Source organism: Priestia sp. VA7, from assembly GCF_055710015.1.
Genome location: NZ_JBVQPN010000003.1, coordinates 488,648 through 506,086, shown reverse-complemented (window position 1 = coordinate 506,086; position 17,439 = coordinate 488,648). Strand labels below are relative to the sequence as shown.

At 36.5% G+C, this 17,439-nt stretch carries 20 protein-coding genes; 8 read left to right on the top strand and 12 right to left on the bottom strand.

Annotated features, from left to right (window positions below; translation table 11 throughout):
- Positions 1 to 23: 23 nt before the first annotated feature.
- The gene (locus tag AC0C45_RS15365) at positions 24 to 1,400 is read left to right on the top strand and encodes an aminotransferase-like domain-containing protein (RefSeq protein WP_472928245.1); all 1,377 of its coding nucleotides are present in this window, start codon (positions 24 to 26) and stop codon (positions 1,398 to 1,400) included.
- 63 nt (positions 1,401 to 1,463) lie between these two features.
- Here AC0C45_RS15365 and AC0C45_RS15360 read toward each other — a convergent pair whose 3' ends face one another.
- The gene (locus AC0C45_RS15360; protein ID WP_237892494.1) at positions 1,464 to 1,862 is read right to left on the bottom strand and encodes a FixH family protein; all 399 of its coding nucleotides are present in this window, start codon (positions 1,860 to 1,862) and stop codon (positions 1,464 to 1,466) included.
- A gap of 150 nt (positions 1,863 to 2,012) precedes the next feature.
- Between AC0C45_RS15360 and AC0C45_RS15355 the strand changes: the two genes are divergently transcribed.
- Together AC0C45_RS15355 and AC0C45_RS15350 are read left to right on the top strand one after the other, a co-directional pair.
- Positions 2,013 to 2,591: a hypothetical protein gene (locus AC0C45_RS15355; RefSeq protein ID WP_237892495.1), complete on the top strand. Its 579-nt coding sequence runs from the start codon at positions 2,013 to 2,015 to the stop codon at positions 2,589 to 2,591.
- A gap of 97 nt (positions 2,592 to 2,688) precedes the next feature.
- The gene (locus AC0C45_RS15350) at positions 2,689 to 3,354 is read left to right on the top strand and encodes a type 1 glutamine amidotransferase domain-containing protein (protein WP_171777016.1); all 666 of its coding nucleotides are present in this window, start codon (positions 2,689 to 2,691) and stop codon (positions 3,352 to 3,354) included.
- 41 nt (positions 3,355 to 3,395) lie between these two features.
- Here the strand turns inward: AC0C45_RS15350 and AC0C45_RS15345 are convergent, their stop codons facing one another.
- Positions 3,396 to 5,123, bottom strand: a complete 1,728-nt coding sequence (locus tag AC0C45_RS15345) for an ABC transporter ATP-binding protein (protein ID WP_472928244.1) — start codon at positions 5,121 to 5,123, stop codon at positions 3,396 to 3,398.
- Between the two features lie 219 nt (positions 5,124 to 5,342).
- Between AC0C45_RS15345 and AC0C45_RS15340 the strand changes: the two genes are divergently transcribed.
- Positions 5,343 to 5,543, top strand: a complete 201-nt coding sequence (locus AC0C45_RS15340; RefSeq protein WP_016764694.1) for a hypothetical protein — start codon at positions 5,343 to 5,345, stop codon at positions 5,541 to 5,543.
- Between the two features lie 31 nt (positions 5,544 to 5,574).
- Here AC0C45_RS15340 and AC0C45_RS15335 read toward each other — a convergent pair whose 3' ends face one another.
- Together AC0C45_RS15335 and AC0C45_RS15330 are read right to left on the bottom strand one after the other, a co-directional pair.
- Positions 5,575 to 6,636 carry a copper resistance D family protein gene (locus tag AC0C45_RS15335; protein WP_472928243.1) on the bottom strand — a complete coding sequence of 354 codons (1,062 nt, stop codon included), beginning with the start codon at positions 6,634 to 6,636 and terminating at the stop codon, positions 5,575 to 5,577.
- Positions 6,637 to 6,640: 4 nt separating this feature from the next.
- Positions 6,641 to 7,201, bottom strand: a complete 561-nt coding sequence (locus AC0C45_RS15330) for a copper resistance CopC family protein (protein ID WP_013083777.1) — start codon at positions 7,199 to 7,201, stop codon at positions 6,641 to 6,643.
- Between the two features lie 284 nt (positions 7,202 to 7,485).
- On the opposite strand from AC0C45_RS15330, the gene AC0C45_RS15325 reads away from it, so the two are divergent.
- Positions 7,486 to 7,755, top strand: a complete 270-nt coding sequence (locus tag AC0C45_RS15325; RefSeq protein WP_013057680.1) for a CPCC family cysteine-rich protein — start codon at positions 7,486 to 7,488, stop codon at positions 7,753 to 7,755.
- Positions 7,756 to 7,806: 51 nt separating this feature from the next.
- Here AC0C45_RS15325 and AC0C45_RS15320 read toward each other — a convergent pair whose 3' ends face one another.
- From AC0C45_RS15320 to AC0C45_RS15310, 3 genes are all read right to left on the bottom strand, one after another.
- Positions 7,807 to 8,508 carry a poly-gamma-glutamate hydrolase family protein gene (locus tag AC0C45_RS15320; RefSeq protein ID WP_237892498.1) on the bottom strand — a complete coding sequence of 234 codons (702 nt, stop codon included), beginning with the start codon at positions 8,506 to 8,508 and terminating at the stop codon, positions 7,807 to 7,809.
- Positions 8,509 to 9,062: 554 nt separating this feature from the next.
- Positions 9,063 to 9,236 (bottom strand): hypothetical protein, encoded by a 174-nt coding sequence (locus AC0C45_RS15315; RefSeq protein WP_162837684.1) that lies wholly within the window; start codon positions 9,234 to 9,236, stop codon positions 9,063 to 9,065.
- A gap of 94 nt (positions 9,237 to 9,330) precedes the next feature.
- On the bottom strand, positions 9,331 to 9,612 hold the full coding sequence (locus tag AC0C45_RS15310) for a Fe-S cluster assembly protein HesB (RefSeq protein WP_237892499.1): 282 nt from the start codon (positions 9,610 to 9,612) through the stop codon (positions 9,331 to 9,333).
- 192 nt (positions 9,613 to 9,804) lie between these two features.
- Between AC0C45_RS15310 and AC0C45_RS15305 the strand changes: the two genes are divergently transcribed.
- Positions 9,805 to 10,257, top strand: coding sequence for a Dps family protein (locus tag AC0C45_RS15305; protein ID WP_472928242.1), 453 nt, complete (start codon positions 9,805 to 9,807; stop codon positions 10,255 to 10,257).
- 22 nt (positions 10,258 to 10,279) lie between these two features.
- Here the strand turns inward: AC0C45_RS15305 and AC0C45_RS15300 are convergent, their stop codons facing one another.
- The gene (locus tag AC0C45_RS15300; RefSeq protein WP_013083781.1) at positions 10,280 to 10,831 is read right to left on the bottom strand and encodes a hypothetical protein; all 552 of its coding nucleotides are present in this window, start codon (positions 10,829 to 10,831) and stop codon (positions 10,280 to 10,282) included.
- 208 nt (positions 10,832 to 11,039) lie between these two features.
- On the opposite strand from AC0C45_RS15300, the gene AC0C45_RS15295 reads away from it, so the two are divergent.
- A complete protein-coding gene (locus AC0C45_RS15295) occupies positions 11,040 to 11,672 on the top strand; it encodes a spore coat protein (protein ID WP_016764699.1) in 633 nt (210 codons plus the stop codon).
- A 665-nt stretch (positions 11,673 to 12,337) separates the two neighbouring features.
- Entirely contained in the window at positions 12,338 to 13,663 is a 1,326-nt protein-coding gene (locus tag AC0C45_RS15290; RefSeq protein WP_171777014.1) for a hemolysin family protein, read from the top strand.
- A gap of 29 nt (positions 13,664 to 13,692) precedes the next feature.
- Here the strand turns inward: AC0C45_RS15290 and AC0C45_RS15285 are convergent, their stop codons facing one another.
- The 4 genes from AC0C45_RS15285 to AC0C45_RS15270 all read right to left on the bottom strand — a co-directional run bounded on the left by AC0C45_RS15285 (position 13,693) and on the right by AC0C45_RS15270 (position 17,112).
- Positions 13,693 to 14,646, bottom strand: a complete 954-nt coding sequence (locus tag AC0C45_RS15285) for a sporulation protein (RefSeq protein ID WP_472928241.1) — start codon at positions 14,644 to 14,646, stop codon at positions 13,693 to 13,695.
- 139 nt (positions 14,647 to 14,785) lie between these two features.
- Positions 14,786 to 15,202 (bottom strand): hypothetical protein, encoded by a 417-nt coding sequence (locus tag AC0C45_RS15280; protein ID WP_472928240.1) that lies wholly within the window; start codon positions 15,200 to 15,202, stop codon positions 14,786 to 14,788.
- 178 nt (positions 15,203 to 15,380) lie between these two features.
- A complete protein-coding gene (locus AC0C45_RS15275) occupies positions 15,381 to 15,800 on the bottom strand; it encodes a CBS domain-containing protein (RefSeq protein ID WP_013057690.1) in 420 nt (139 codons plus the stop codon).
- 340 nt (positions 15,801 to 16,140) lie between these two features.
- A complete protein-coding gene (locus tag AC0C45_RS15270) occupies positions 16,141 to 17,112 on the bottom strand; it encodes an extracellular catalytic domain type 1 short-chain-length polyhydroxyalkanoate depolymerase (RefSeq protein ID WP_016764703.1) in 972 nt (323 codons plus the stop codon).
- Positions 17,113 to 17,439 lie beyond the last annotated feature (327 nt).

The window sequence follows — 17,439 nt, the reverse complement described above, 5'->3', positions numbered from 1 at the left end:
TACAAATTAAAGGAGTATGACCTATGAGTTTAAAATATCTGAAAATCATGGAAGAAATTAAGCTTGGCCTAGCAAATGGATCGCTTATTGCAGGTGGTAAACTCCCTTCTGTTCGCCGACTCTCCCAACTTTTTTCGTGCAGCAAGAATACCGTTCTCAAAGCGTACAGTGAACTAGAAAAAGAGCATTTAATTTATTCTGTTCCTAAAAGCGGCTACTACGTTGTGGCAGAATTTCAACATAGGACGAATGAAAATGAAGTGATTGATTTCTTGTCTGCTGGTCCAGATAAAAACGTTATGCCTTATCTTGAATTTCAGCATTGTATAAACCAAGCGATTGAACACTACAAAGAAGAGCTTTTTACATACTCTGATCAACAAGGCTCTTACTCATTGCGGGTACAGTTAGTGAAACACTTGCAGAACCTACAGGTGTTCACTCAAGCTGAAAGGTTAGTTGTTGTATCCGGGTCTCAGCAAGCTCTTCACTTACTAGGTTCTATGCCCTTTCCAAATGGAAAAAATAATATCCTAATTGAACAGCCCACTTATTTCGGTTTTATCGAGTCTCTTACGGTGCACCAAGCTACTACTTTTGGGATCCAGCTATCGATGGAAGGGATTGACCTTGATCGTTTGGAGTACATTTTTCGAAATAATGATATAAAATTTTTCTACATTATTCCAAGATTTCACAATCCTCTTGGGCATTGTTATACAAATTTTGAGAAGAAAAAAATCGTGGAGCTAGCCGAAAAATACGATGTATATATAGTGGAAGATGACTTTTTGGGCGACCTTGATCTCGATGCAAAATCAGATCCTTTATTTTCTTTTAATCCTTGTGGACGAGTTATTTACATTAAAAGCTTTTCGAAAGTCTTTCTTCCTGGGTTACGTATTGCTGCTGTCGTGCTTCCTTCGTTAATGAATAGCAACTTTTTACGATATAAATTCAGTTCAGATTTTAATAGTTCAGCGCTTTCCCAAGGTGCTCTTGAAATTTATTTAAAAAACGGCATGTTTACGAGTCATCTTAAAAAGATAAAAGAGGTATACCATACCAAAATGCAAACTCTTGTAGAAGCATGTGATTCACTGCTACCCGCTCATACACACTTTTCTAAACCAACTTCAGGATTCTATTTATCCATTAGTTTGCCTGAGCATGTGACAGCAAAACAGATCGTTCACATGCTGAATGAGCAGCACATATATGTTGATGATGCCTCTAGATTTTTTTTACCAGAATATAAAAGAGACACTCTTCTCCGATTAAGCATCTCACAAGTAAATACGAATACGATCAAACGAGGAATTGAACAGTTGGCTCAGTGCATTACTTTAATTGATGATAGAAAACATCATCCTATTCCAAATAACCTTTTCCCCTTGTAGAATGGGAATTCAATGGACATACTAAACGAAAAGAAGCCAAGGAATTAGAATCCTTGACTTTTTTTATTTAACCGTAACGGTTATAAGAGGCATGTTATGCGTCCCTTTTGCAGAAACATGTGATTGCACGGTATATGTGCCAGGCTCAGAGAAAGATGTTTGTATTTCATATACACCTTCTCCTATTTGTTTAGGCTTTAACATCTTCCCTTTCCCTTCGCTATCTTTTTTTTCTATTTCAAATTCAATCATTTCAACATCATCATTTTTCACTTTTTCGTCTCCATATGTAACTTCGGCTTTGTAGATACCGCTTTCATTTTTCTGTAACGCCCCTGGGCCTTGAAGATTTACGTCCAACGGTTTTGGCTGCTCAGCATTTGTGCTTTGAGCAGGTTCCTGACCACAGGCCGTTAAAAGTAAACAAAGACTGATTATAGATATACTTATTCTTTTTTTCATATATTCATCTCCTTTTTAAACCCTTTGTTTAACTATAACGCGTATTGCAAAGAAAAAAATGAATTTTTCTAAAAAAGAAGGATTTTTAAAGAATTTTTAAGAAAAAAAGTTCATACTGATACTAACTAGTTTTTTCCAAGGAGGAAGAAAATGAATTCAGCTAAATCTCCAGCTAAAAAATCATGGCTACAGACATTAATCAAAAATAAAAATGAGCGAAAAAAAGTGATCTTTATCTTTACTATCTCTTTTTTACTAGTTGTAGCAGGGCTTATTTACATCCCTATTTATAAACATTCCCTTCCACTCGATTCTAAAATATATGAAGGAAATTTTAAAGAGCTTGGTTCAATCGCACGAATTGGTTTTTTTGCAGCTTTAGCCATTTATCCTATTTTTTTATTATTAAAATGGAAACCGTTATCGCATATAAAGAAAGGAAATTTTGAGTTAAAACCGCTTATCCAATTTTTAGCCAAGTATGTTCGTCAGTGGCACGTTCCCATTGCTCTTATATCAACGGCCTTGATTATTTTACATGGTTATATGGCTTTAATAAAAGGATTTCAAGCAAATTTTACGTACTTTTCAGGAATTATTACGATGGCTGTTCTAGCTTGTTTACTCGTGATGGGCGTGAAGCGCTATAAGCGTACAGATAAAAAGTGGCATCTTAAATTTGCTATCTCTTTTTTGGTTTCGTTTATGATTCACGCTACCTTTTCATAACTTGCCATTGTTTAAAGTTTTTTTATATAGGGTACAGTTCACAATGAATACATGATATGTATCACTATACGTTTTACATCATTTAGGAGGTATAAACATGGCAAGAGTGTTAGCTGTATTATCAAGCGGATACGAAGAGAAAGATTATCACACAGGTTGGTGGGCAGAAGAATTATTTGCTCCGCTGCAAAAGCTTGAGGACGCAGGGCACACCGTTGATTTAGCCTCACCTTTTGGAGGTAAGCCGGAAGTAGACGTTCGAAGTATTTCAGAAGACTTTGATCCAGACGGAACGTATAAGAAATTATATGAATCAGGAAGAGCGGATCAGACAATGAAACTTGAAGAAGTAGATGCTGAGAACTATGATGTTATCTTAGTAGTAGGCGGCCACGGCGCTATGTTTGACTTAGCAAAAAATGTGGACTTGCATGCACTTATGAACAAAGTGTACGACAATGGAGGTATTTTAGCAGCTGAGTGTCACGGACCTTCTGTTTTTGCTTTCTTGAAAGGATCCGATGATAAACTGTTAATTAAAGGACTAGACGTAACTGGTTATCCTGATGAAATTGAACCGGAAGAAGTACTTCCCTTTTTACCATACAGTTTAGAACAAGAACTTCGTGAAGTGGCTAATTACATCCCTGAGATGGATAAAAAAGCATATGCTGTTTGGGCAAATGATCAAATTGTCACAAGCCGAGATCCTTTTTCTTCTGAGTTAATGGGTGATGAATTAGTTAAAAAGCTAAATAAATAAACTAAAAAAAGACTGCTTAAAAGCAGTCTTTTTTGTTTGTTCTATAGGGATGTTTGAAACTGCTGCTCTACCAAACGCCGGTAAAAAGAATGAAAGGCTAACAGCTCTTTATGCGTTCCGCTTCCTGTAACCTTCCCTTCTTCTATTACAATAATTTGGTCCGCATTAATGACCGTAGATAGACGATGTGCAATGACGAGTGATGTGCGTTCTTTCATTACCGTTTCCAATGACTCTTGCACAAGCTTTTCTGATTCGGAGTCTAAGCTAGCTGTCGCTTCGTCCAGTAGTAAAAACTGGGGATTGCGTAACAGCGCTCGGGCAATTGCAATACGCTGTCGCTGTCCTCCTGAGAGATTAATACCTCTTTCTCCAATCATTGTTTCATATTGATCTTCAAAGGACTGAATGAAATGATGAGCATTTGCTAACTTCGCTGCTTCTTCTATTTCTTCATCCGTCACATGCCGCTCTAATCCGTAAATGAGATTTTCTCGAATTGTTCCTGCTAAAATCGGAGAATCCTGCTGAACATAGCTAAACAGGTGACGCCACGAACGTAAGTTGACGTTTTGACTGTCTGTTCCATCCAAGAATATGCGCCCCGATGAAGGCTCATAAAAGCGTTCGATAAGCGAAAAAATAGTAGATTTTCCAGCTCCGCTAGGTCCAACAAAAGCGGTAACTTCTCCTTTTTTAGCAGAAAATGAAACTTCCTGCAATACTGGTTTATCTTCATATTGAAAAGCAACTTTATCGAACCTTAAACTCCCTACCTGTTCAAGCACCTCTCCATTTTCATAGTTCTCTTCTTTCTCAGCTAATATATCAAAGATTCTTTCTGAAGCTCCTTTAGTTTGCTGAAAGCTAGTAACAAATCGGCTAAGTGAAGCAACCGGAACCATAATTTGAAAAAGGTAAAGAACAAAAGCTACCAGCTCTCCTGCAGTGATAAATCCCTCACTCACACGGTATGCACCAAACCCGACGATGGCAATCATAACAGCGGTCATCACCGTGCTAATAATCGGGGTAATGATGGCTTCAATTTTAGCTCTCTTTACACCGAAGAGGTAGAGTGACTGAAACGATTGTAAGCCGGAATCAACTTCTTTTTTCTCTGAACCGGATACTTTAATCAAGCGGATTTCACTCAGCATTTGAGCTAAAAAAGCTGTAAGCTTGGACATTTTATCCTGCTGCTCACGTGAAATTTTATGTATTTTTCGCGCTAGGGGCATAACCAGTACAAACATAACGGGAATAACCGCTAATAAAATGAGCGTCATGGGTACATCAAGCGTAAATAAAATAACAATGGCAACGATAATAGATAAAATATTTTTAACAAAGTCAATCATTTCTGTTGACAATAAATTCATCACAATGGTTGTATCATTTGTAATGCGGCTTACCATTTCACCGGAATGGTTTTGGTCGTAAAATGAAATCGGAAGCTTTATGAGCTTGTTCCACACTTTATGTCTCAGTTCTTTTACAACACCTTGTCCTACTTGAGCAAGGAGATAAAGAGATACTGCGCTTGTTACCATTTGAGCAGCGAATAAACCAAGGAGTCCTGCTATAAGCTGCGGTGAGATGCCTACTGCAATTTTCTCCATCACTTCTTTAATGACAAGAGGGATAGAAAGCGACGCTCCGGTATTAATTAAGGCCAGTATGAACGAAATGAGTAGCTTTCCTGTCGGAGGGTTCGTTAGCAACCATAATTTTTTAAATGAAAAATGAATTCCTTTTTGCGTATTCATCTTAGTTCCTTTCTAATTCTTTTAATAGGTGGTATACACACTTTAGGCAAACACCACACACTTTACCTTCAAAGTTCCATCTTATTTTACACCATTTCCTTTCTTAACCTGAACTTCTAAGCTTTTACCTATTTTTCAAACTCGTCTATACGAAAATGACAAGCTGGTCATACATTATGGTACACTGAATTCTTTTACTAGATGAGAGGTTGAATAAGGATGTCTGTTTATATTAAATCTATTTCTATTGGAACAATTTCTGGCGGGATCGTTATTTTTGGAAACGCAGGAAATATATCGCCTCCAAGCGGCTCTACGTCCGGCTCTGGTTCTAGCTCTAGCTCTGGTTCTAATTCCCAAATGCCGATGCCTCCTTCTCCGGGAAAAGGCCCGAGAGATAATACAGCTTTTAATGGCTAATAAAAAAACAGTGAGATATTTCTCACTGTTTTTAGACTTGAATACTTGTCATCATCGCAATATAAAAAGCAAAAACAAACAAACCCGCACTTAATACGCTAAGCCATACTGTCTTTTTGTAAAAACAAATAAGTAAATACACAAAAAACAGCAGTGCGACAAATAAGAATAGGATTCCCACAATCGTTACGTGAAACGTTAGAGGGAGCGTCACTTGTTTCCCATAGATAAACGGAAGAATCGATGAATCCATTGCCATATGACTTATATTAGTTGGCGGCGATTGCGTTACCATGATAGCTGTAAATAAAAAAATGATAAGCAAAATAATGCTTTCTGCTCGAATCCACATCACGGGCTTATATTCTGGATGTTTTATCGTTTTTTTCATAAGAAAGCCATTGAGGAGGGCAAATGCAAGCAGCGGAATAATCGTAATATGCTTTAGCAAAAGAGACTGCCCGTAATCTGTAGCCCATGAATTTACATAGTTGGACAGACCCATGATAATGACCATCGAAATGAACCCACTTAATGAAAGAAGCACAAAACAAGCGATTGCAAAAGGAGTAAACCAGCTTAAGAAACTTTTCCAATTGGAGGTTTCTTTTGAAAAAGCGGCAACAATCAGAACCACCCCTCCCCACAGTCCAACTGCTAAAATATGAAGAGAATGAGAAAGCATGCCGCTAAGCGCAGAAGCGGATGCTGCGTGACTTGCGTAGGCGATTCCTCCCACCAAGGCTACAGTCAGCAATGTATACATATGAGGGTGGCTCTCTATTGAAACAGCAACCATACATAAAATAGCAATTAGCACAACAAAGATCCAGGCGTGTCCCGTTCTTGTTTCCAATAATACAAGACGAACTGTTTCACCTAACCCTCTTATTTTTGAAAAAGATAAAATAATCTCAAGCGAATTTCCAACCGAAAAAATAGCGACAGCCGCTGCACTTGCAAGTAGCCATCGCTTTGATAATAAAATTGTTGGCTTTTTTGTAAGCGGTACATATTGCAGTACGGCAAATCCTAATAATAAGGAAAGACCTACGTATGTGAACCACTCAAAAACAGGCAACAAAATACTCATCTTTTTAAGACTTTTTCTTTCTGAAGATTAAGAGTAATGCTCCAACCACAACTACAATAGCAATAATCATGATAACAAAAAACGATGAAGAATCATTGTTCTCTGTTTTTTCATCATTTGCTACTGCACTTTTTTGGTGCTGTTCGGATTGCGTGGCGTCTTGCTTTTTTTCACTATCTTTTCCGGCTGCTTGAGTATTCTCTTCTTTCGCTTCATCTTTCACATCTACTTTAAAAGCAATCGAATCTTTCATTACATGACCATCTTCCCCTACAATTTCCCAGTCCACTGTGTAAGATCCGTTTTTAAGAGGCTGATCGAGAGAAGCTATTAAATCATGACCCTCTACTTTTTGCGATGCAAGTGAAATTTTTTGTCCATCTTTTGTAACGGTTACAGTACTGATTTTCTCGATGTGTGTTTCAAAGGTTAATTTAATTTCTTTTAGAGGAGCTGTAACAGTTGCACCATTTTCCGGCACGGTTGTTTGCACATGTGTATGAGCAAAACTAACTGTCGGAACAGCTAAAAAGCATGCTAAAAGTAAACCTATTATTTTTTTCATATTTATGACTCCCTATCTCTTTTTTCTTTTTTCATCATATCCAAAAATGTTTTTATGTAGACGTTTCCGAACACGATCTATTTTCCTAGTAAGTGTACTCCTTTTTTACTCAGTCTCACAATAACTATTACCAATTCGTTATAAAATGTTCACAAATCCTAGGGAAGATGCCGCTGTAATTTTTTTGAATTTTCTTTCGGACTATCCTTGAATATAGTAAAATAGTTAAATAAGATGACTGACTTTTTTCTAGCTTAAAATCCCATACAGAAAGGATAGAAACAATGAAAAAGTATACATGCCCTTGCTGTGGTTATCAATCTTTAGACAGTGATGGTGACTATGACATTTGTGAGATATGTTTTTGGGAAGACGATCCGTACCAAAAGCTTAATGCCAACGAATTAGGAGCCAACTCTATTTCTTTAATAGAAGCTCAGGAAAATTTTATAGTTTATGGAGCGTGTAATAAAGAAAGCTTACAGCACGTGAGAAAACCTTCTGTTCAAGATGTAAAAGATTTTAACTGGAAACCTATTATAAGTCACGAGTAGCAAAACTAGTTTATAAAAAAAGAATGCTTGCGAAAGCATTCTTTTTTTGATTCAGTAAGAAGTAGAAGCGAATGTAGAAAGCACATTTGTAAACCTATAAAAAGTTTGAGTTTTAGACGAAGCTCTTCCTTTTGAAGTGAATGAATGAAACATAGCACTTCGCAGCGGTTGGCTAATCTCTAATTGAATACTTTTCCCGGTACGATTTTTATTTGCAATATTTCCAGAGTTAATGCCTGCAATCTCATCGTGCCCTTTTGTAATCAGTTCGGCCGGAAATCCATTTTGATTTAATAACTGCGTTAATTTTTTTGCGCGCTCCCGATCAGTCCCGCCCACAAAAATATGTTTTTCGTTCCCAGAATACCCGTGAAGAGATAAAACATTATCATACTTGCTTACCATCTTACGCGCTGTGGGCTCATCAAAATGAGTGCTTGTGAGGTGCAGGTCTCGTGATCCTTTCGACTTTAACGATTCGAATAGGTAAAGAGCATTTTGTTTGCCAAGCTCTTGGGCAATTTCGCTTGTCCCCCCTTCAATTCCTCCACCGTGTGGAGCAAAGATAAGGACAGGGCTTTTCGTTTTTTTGGTCGTCACTTTATAGCTAGCTGAAGACTCATGCTGTGAGAGCTGCTTGAAATTTTGATATTTATCAGTTGACGCACTAGATGTATCTTGAAAAGGTGAAATGAATAAAAAGAGTAGACAGATACATAAGGTAGAGAAACTTACTAAACGATAGCTTTTCAATTTGTACTCCTGCTTTCCGTTGTGTAATAAGACCTAAAACATTAGGAACCTAAAAAATCCAAAAACAATATTTATAGTAGTCTTATTTACTTATCGTTAAAAGTTATAATTTATTTAATAGTTCTTAATACCTATTTATATTGTTTAAAAAAACTTCAGCGCATATTCACTGAAGTTTTTTTACTTTTTTTGTTTTTATTTATTTAAAGCAAGCGCCAAACTAATTTTATCCAGCCAAAGAAGGCGATCCATAAAGGTATGCTCAAAGATGTTCCCCACGCTAAACCAATTAAGAAGTTTCCTCTTTCAATCATACAAACCACTCCTTATGAACATTGTAGGTGAACAAGTACCATTCTATACCTTCACTATAACAGAAAGCGCTTTCATTTAATAGTCACTTACACGTTTTTAGTGCTATATTCATACAGAAAACCAGATTCCAAGTAGATAAAGAGCGATATATAAGAAAATGAATAATTGCAAAGTGTAAAAGTATAATAATCTACTAAAAAAAAGAAACCTTCTTTGAAGGTTTCTTTTCTAGGTGTTTTTTATTGTTCGCCGCTGCGCTGCAAGCGATTCTCAATAAATAGGCGCTCAACAAATTTATTTAGCTGTGCTTGATACAAACGGCGCTCCTCTAGCGTTTTTGCGTCTTGTATTTGCTGCTTAAAGCGTTTGATTTGCTGTCTTTGTTCAACCGTTACATGATGAGAAAGAAGCATAGGTCCCCCTCCATTTCACTAACGTTTAAATTAAGTAAACCAAGGTTTACCAAAACAAACAACAAACCTGTTAGCTTCTCTTACATACATTTTTTTATTCAGCCTCTTTAGCCCCAACTAATGCTAAACCTGGACCGTACGGCGTTGTATGAACATCTAACATTAATTCATTTGTATAAGGCAAAATAGAAGCTTCCATTGCTACTTGTACTCCATCGACTTCATACATTTCATCATTTTCAAAAGGCTCTTCAAAAGCTAACCCAATATTAGGGATTTCACAGCTAATTCCTTTGAAATACAAGCGAATTCCTGTTATCTCTTGTTCTTCAAGTATATTGTTAATTAATTGTTTTGCTTCTGGCGTAATATGCATGACTAACCCTTCTTCCTTTCAATACTCTTGCTCTATCCTATCATATCTTTAGAGTTTTTAAAGAGAATAACTATGATTTAAAAGCACTTTTATTATTATTTAATAATTATTATAAATAAGTATTGATTTTAATTTGATATTTGATATAATATAAATATAAGATAACAACAACTTATTAGGAGGCTATTAACTATGAATTTAGAAAACGTATTGAACCAACAAATTGCCGATTTTAACGTATTGTATACGAAGCTACATCGCTTTCACTGGTATGTAAAAGGGCCTCAATTTTTTCCGCTTCATGAAAAATTTGAAGAATTCTATAATGAGACGGCGGACTATATAGATGAATATGCAGAACGATTACTAGCCATTGGAGGAAGCCCAATTGCTACAATGAAGCAATTTTTGCAAGCAGCTACTCTTTCTGAAGATGGAAACGAGCAAACGAGTGAAGAAATGGTAGAAACCTTAATTAATGACTATACGCTACTTGTTAAAAACCTAAAAAATGCAGTTGAAAACGCTGAAGCAGCACACGATCACGTAACAGCTGACTTATTCATTGGAACAATCGGCAACATTGAAAAACATATTTGGATGCTAAAAGCTGCTTTACCTGTAAAAACATCCGTAAACGCATAAAAAGAGCCTCAGCGGCTCTTTTTTACGTTTGTTGATTTACTTTTTTTTGTCTTTGCAGCCACATAAAAAAAGACATATCATCGTGAATGTCATCTTCTAGCACAGCCTTATAGACATGATCACTCGTATAATAGCGATTATATCCGCTTTGCTGCTTGAAAAATAAAATGCATTCCCGCTTCTTTTCAGTGAAAAGTGATTTTAATAACTCTTGTTTCTCAACTTTGCCTTTCACGATATTTTCTGGAAGCACGGAAATATCAAGCTTCCACTCTTCTCCCTTCTGAATCATATACACACTCCACTGATACTTATCTTTTTCATTAGCAAATATCATCTTATAAGGGCTAAAACGCTTTGTAAGCTGATACCCCATGTGAAAAATAGATTCTTCATCCATTTCATCATTTCCTACGTAAAAATTAATGATGCGATTTGTCATGACATTTAACTCAAAACTCTCCCCTGAGAGAAGACAACCATATTCTCTTAACAGATCCAATAAATGACTGGATACCACCAGTTGATTTGCTTCGTGTTTTAATTCACTTGAGTATGACAGCAGCTCATTCATGTTTTTTGATTCCCCTATCTATAGATCGTGAATTGTTATTGATATTCGCTTTTTTTTCATAAAACCCTTTCACTTTTACCCTTTAATTAAATAACTAGTTGTAAATTAAGTTATGTAGAGCAACATTTTATGAATAAATCAAGTTTGAGTATAAAACCTGAAGAAGTTTAAAGACTATAGTCGATACCGATTTTAAGGAGGACTTAGTATGAATAATCACGAACTTCCTACAAACATGCAAACTGGAGCTGTCCCCCCTCAATTGAACCATGGAGGGCATGAACTATTTGACGTTCATGAAACACTTGCGGGCTCGATTAATGTAATGGATCAGTTTATGATGTTTAGGCAATATGTAAAAGAACAAGAGCTGCTTGATATCATTGATCGGCAATATCAGTTTATTTTAAATGAATATAATTTAATCGTAGAAGCTTTTTCTACTGGTCAAAAGCCGGCCGATTCTACACATGTATATAACATGAAGCAGTCTCATACCTTTGTTTATGGCTTAAAGCCTTCGCAGCCTAAAAAGCCGAATCAGTCCGTTGAGGAAATCAATGAAAAAGGCATATCAGGTCATATGCTAGGTCTAGTTAAGTCTCAAGCATCTCTTTTAACCATGACCGCTTTAGAAATAACAAATCCTGTTGTTCGCCGAATATTCGGAGACAGTGTTCCTAATTGGATTGAAATGGCTTATGAAATTTCTCTTTATCAAAATAAACACCATTATTATCAAGTGCCGCAGCTTGCAAAAGCAGATATGCAGCAAATGATCACAAGTTTTGCAAAAGCTACTGCCTCTCCTCAGATGCCTAATAACCATAAGCTACATTAATTAAAAAGAGGCTGGTACAAACGTATTTTAGTTGAAGCAAGATCCGAACGATTCATCGTTCGGATCTTTTCATTGGTATGGTGAATATAGGTTTAATGTTAATATGTTTGGAGTTGCTTCTAGCTGTTGATTGGAGGGAAAGCGTAGCCTTGCACGGAAATCACCAGCAGTGTAACCAAACGACTCATACTAGATCATTTACTCAGTTTACTCGTCTTTAGATTGTATTGTATTGATTTTGTTATGTCTCAATCTCGTTTTGTGCGTATATTTCAGAAAATGACAAAAAACTATGCATTTTGGATTATTTTCTGAATATTTGTAGTATTTTGATTAATTATGCATTATAATACAATTAACTAATAGAAAGGGGTGAGAGATGCATCATATATACTCGGATTACAGTTAAAGGAGGTGTCATAACACACTCGCAATACGTTTGCTAAAAGTCAGTTGAACTGTAGAACCGATATGTGATAGACCATGATGGTAAAGTTAAGATTAATTCCCCTAAATGAACATGTAACATAATAAACTGCTTCTTTTTCTTTTTAAAGATAGAAGCAGTTTTTTTATGTGCGTTTTTCTTTTCTTGATTTAATACATGTTTTCACCACTTTGGCTAACACTTAATATATACATTTACATACAAGGTGGTGACTTTGATGATCGCCGTAAAATTACTATTAGTTGCAGTTTTAATTGCATTAACTGCTTTTTTTGTAGCGACAGAATTCGCTATTGTAAAAGTAAGAAGTTCAAAAATCAATCAGCTTCTAGAAGAAGGACATAAAAAAGCTGTATCTGCCAAACACGTTATTACGCATCTAGATGAATATCTATCCGCTTGTCAGCTTGGTATCACCATCACGGCTCTCGGGCTTGGTTGGCTTGGTGAACCGACGCTAGATCGGTTGCTTCACCCTCTTTTTACTACCTTCCATACGAATGAGCCGCTTGCTGGTATTTTATCTTTTGTCATTGCATTTGTTGTTATTACTTTTTTACATGTTGTCTTAGGGGAATTAGCTCCTAAAACGTTTGCTATTCAAATGGCTGAACAAATTACGCTGAACTTTGCAAAACCGATTATCGTGTTTTACAAACTTATGTATCCGTTCATTAAAATATTAAATGGATCAGCTCGTATGTTGACTAAGGTTTTTGGTATAACGATGATTTCAGAAAATGAAGCTGCTCATAGTGAAGAAGAGCTGCGTATTTTGTTATCTGAGAGCTTCGAAGGCGGTGAAATCAATCAATCCGAATATCGATATATGAGCAAAATCTTTGATTTTGACGATCGTTTAGCTAAAGAAGTAATGGTCCCTCGTACGGAAATTGTGAGTGCTTCCAAAGACGACGTCGTAGAGATTTTTTTGCAAATCGCAAATGTCGAAAAATATACGCGCTATCCAATTGTTGAAGATGGGGATAAAGATAAAGTAATCGGTCTCGTTAATATCAAAGAAATTTATAATGATATTGTATTCAACGAAAAAGACGGCACCAATACGTTAGAGTCATACGTCAAGCCTATTTTTAAAGTAATTGAAACCGTACCCATTCATGACTTGCTTGTAAAGATGCAAAAAGAACGTATTCAAATGGCTATTCTTTTTGATGAGTATGGCGGAACTGCTGGGCTTGTTACAGTAGAAGATATTATTGAAGAAATTGTGGGAGAAATTCGAGATGAGTTTGATACGGACGAAATTCCTTATGTACAAAAAATTAAAGACGATCATTATATTCTTGACGGAAAAATGCTCATTAGCCAAGTAAATGATTTACTCGGTACGGATATTAGCGACGAAGAAGTAGATACCATTGCCGGGTGGGTGTTAACCGAAAAGTTTGATGTGACCAAAAATGATATCATTCAGCATGAGCAATTTTACTTTAAAGTTCTGATTATAGAGGATTTTCACATTAAGTATATAGAAGTAAAAAAAAGAAAGAAGAAAGAAAAAAAGGATGATCATCATTAATCATCCTTTTTATTTATTCAAAATCCCTTTTACCAATCGTCTCCTTCATCAAAAAAATCTCCATCCAACAGATCTTCCCCGGCTTCTTCAATATCTTCTCCAATTTCACCAAGCGCCGAGTCTTCAAACATATCATCCATCAAATTCTCAATGAGCAGTCCGCCTAACATACCGGCTGCAAAACCTCCCATTGCTCCCCCTAACCCGCTCATACGTGGGTGGTGTGAATGCTGATCATAGTGAGGAGACTTATAATATTCATAGTCTCGAGGATTCTCCATCATCTCTTCCATCGCTTCTTCCAGCAAACGAGCGATAGTAGATGGCTGGCTTAGTTCATCATTTGTAAAAAAGAGTTCATTTTTTATTTCCCTCTCACGGCCAAAAGAAGGCAAATCTAGCTCCAACAGCACGCGGATCCCTTCTCGTTCAATGGCTACCTCAAACTCAACCTCATTTACATATCCCTTTAAAAAGTCTGTAGGGAAAAATGAAAATTCTTGTTTGTATCCGTTAAATTTTCCTGAATGATGTTTTTCTCTAAATCCAAGTGCTTCAAAGCCCTCTACTAGCTGATATAAGCTTTTTGGAGCTTTAATGCGCACAGGATCCCGGTCTGTTGAGTCTACTCCCCCTTCAATATCTAAGTGTGTCTTAAAGAAATAGCTAACGTTGCTCGCAGAGATTGGAAGGTCCAAAGGTAAATGATATGTAAATGGAATTTCTTTTTTCTCGCCTTCATTAATTGTAAATGAAGAAGCTGCGCGCAGGCTTTCCACACGATGTGTATGCATTTGACCGCTTTTCAATTGAACTTCAAGCCAAAATTCAACATCAATTAAATTAATACGTTGCTGAACGTTTCCACCTTGGATGACAATAGCTCCTTCAATTACATGACCGAGCGTATAGGCGGTTTCATTTAATCGTAAATCCACTTTGGCAGCTCCAACTCCAATTTTAGCAAACATTTTTTTAAACATTTTTTTCCTCCTCCAAAATGCTCTTACTATATATACGAAGTATACCGTTTATAAGTTTCAACTTACAAAAAAAAGAACTCAATTTCTTGAGTTCTTTCTGCTAAATCAACGCTTCATTTTAATTCAATTATTTATTAAATTAAAACACCCAGCCCCAACAGCAGCGACGTCTTTTACAACCGCCGTGGTTACCGCCATGACAACCGCCGTGACCTCCACCGTGGTTACCGCCGTGACCTCCGCCATGACAACCGCCGTGACCTCCGCCGTGACCTCCGCCGTGACCTCCGCCATGACTGCCGCCGTGACCTCCGCCATGGTTGCCACCATGATCTCCGCCATGGTTACCGTCGTGACCTCCGCTATGGTTGCCACCATGATGGCATTTTTTATGTCCAGAACGATGATCATCATCATGTTTAGGACAATGATCGTTATGCTTATAATCGCTATGACAGCATTTTCCTTCATGGCTACTTCTTGGATCATAGCCAGAAGTTTTGTAATAATACTGATTAGAACACCAGCAACACTTCTTTTTATTGTTGTAACTCACATAAACCATCCTTATCTATAAATAAGATTTATATAGGCAATTTTATACCTATATATAAATAGATTATGTAAACTAGTACAAGGAAGTGCATTGCTGTGGGCCATGACCTAAGCCTGTTTTTAGGAGTATGTACGGGGGAGATAAGACAAGAAAAAAAGCCATCTCTAGATGGCTTTTTTTATATTTGATTTTTCACTTTACTTGCGCTTTCTGCATAAAACTCTAGAATTTCTCTTCTTCTTACAATTCCAATAAATACACCTTGATCATCCGTTACAGGAACAAAATTTTGGTCAATTGCCTTTGAAAGGATGTTTTGAACTTCATCATATATAGCAACTGGGTTATAATCTTGATAGCGGTCAATCTCTGTTAATTTAATATTTTCCGTATCTTGAAAGCGATAGTCTCCTAGGCTTTTTAACTTCCAAAGAAGATCTCCTTCAGTAAGAACGCCCACATATTTACCATCATCGTCAACTAGCGGAACTGTAGAATAGCGATGATACTCCATTTTTTCAAGAGCCTGTCTTAATGTGGATTGAATATTTAGGGTTACAACATCACTTTTTGGTACTAAGAAAAATGCAATATTCATTTTTTAATCTCCTTTTCCTTACCCGCTCATCTTACAATTTCTATTTATTTTTTCAGTTTTCGGCTTTTTTTAATGTTTTAATCATACAAAATGCAGCTCGCAGTTATCTTACATTTACAACTATAAGCTGTCAATCCTAAGCTATGTAATTTTGACTTCTTATTTTCTTTATTACAGTACCCGTTTTCTAAATAATCAAATCCTAATTTTTAGAAAAACACGTCTAGTTAAAATAATGGTTCCTGCAGCTGCTTCTTTATACTAATAAGGGCCGGAAGAGCTACTTTCAGCTCTTCTTCTCTGCGATAAGAACGCAATTGAACCTCATTATATGCTCTGTTTATACTTTTTGACTCATAAAAAAGTCCCACATGATTCGACTAGCATTGGGGCCTTTAGGGTCTGTATAGCTGCCCGCTGAATTCCCTCCTGACCATGCATGCCCCATTCCATTGATAATATATTTATCAATAGCCAATTCTCCCTTACTACTTTCGTAGCGATATGTTGTATAATCCCGGCCAAAGAGAATTTTTTCTTCTCTCGTTTTAACCGGGCTATCTTGAATCCATCCATCTATTCTTCCATTATAAGCAAGATTATTCGTTGTAATCCACTGGTGAACCACTTGATCTGCATTGGCTACATTTACCGTAGAATCAGCGTTACCATGAAATACAATGAGCGGCAGTGGCTTTGCCCGTTTTCCCATTTGCTGATAAGCAATTCTTCCTTGTTTAACGGGTGAAGGACCTTTACTGGCCATGACAGAATACGCATTAAATACGTTAAGAGCCGCCTGATATTCGATACCTGCTGACACACCTATTCCAGCAAACAGTTCTGGATACGTTACCCCCATAACAATGCTCATTGCTCCTCCTGCTGACAGACCGGCAATAAACACTTTATTTTTCTGAATAAAGTGCATGTTTTGAACTTTTTTTACAATCCCTGCAATAATAGCTGGCTCGCCAAACCCTCTAATTTGATGAAGAGGTTCAAACCAGTTCCAGCATTTATTCATATTTGAGTTAGAAGACTGCTGTGGGTATACGACAATAAATTCTTTTTCGTCGGCGAGCTCGTTCATTTGCGTGCCTATTGCAAAATCATCTGCATTTTGTGTACATCCATGCAGCATAACCATTAGTGGGTAAGATTTTAAAATATGATAGGATTTAGGTAAATAGACCTTGAATTTTTTTCCTTTATGAGTATATGTTTTAAATGATTCAGATGACGCTTCTTGTTGTTCACTTGAAGACACAAGCGTTGACGTATTTATAACATTAGGTAGTGAACCCAACATGGTACCCCTCCTCTTTTTGTCAACGTTTTCATTTTTCTTCCCAATTACGTCCTGTATTACAATACTACATATTATTTCTTTTTTTTGCACGTTCTACATACTCTAAGAGTACAACTTGTTTTGGTTTTAAGCTGTTTTTTATCTTCTTGGAATTTGGGATTTTTTTGCTATATATATACTTTATTACTATATATGAAAATTGTCACTATAATCATGAAAAAAGGACAAACATGCCGTTTGCCCTTTTATTTGGACCTTGATGTTTAAATATCTTTTGCCGAATTAAGCCTCTATACTTTTATTATATGATGCTCCCTATCATTTATA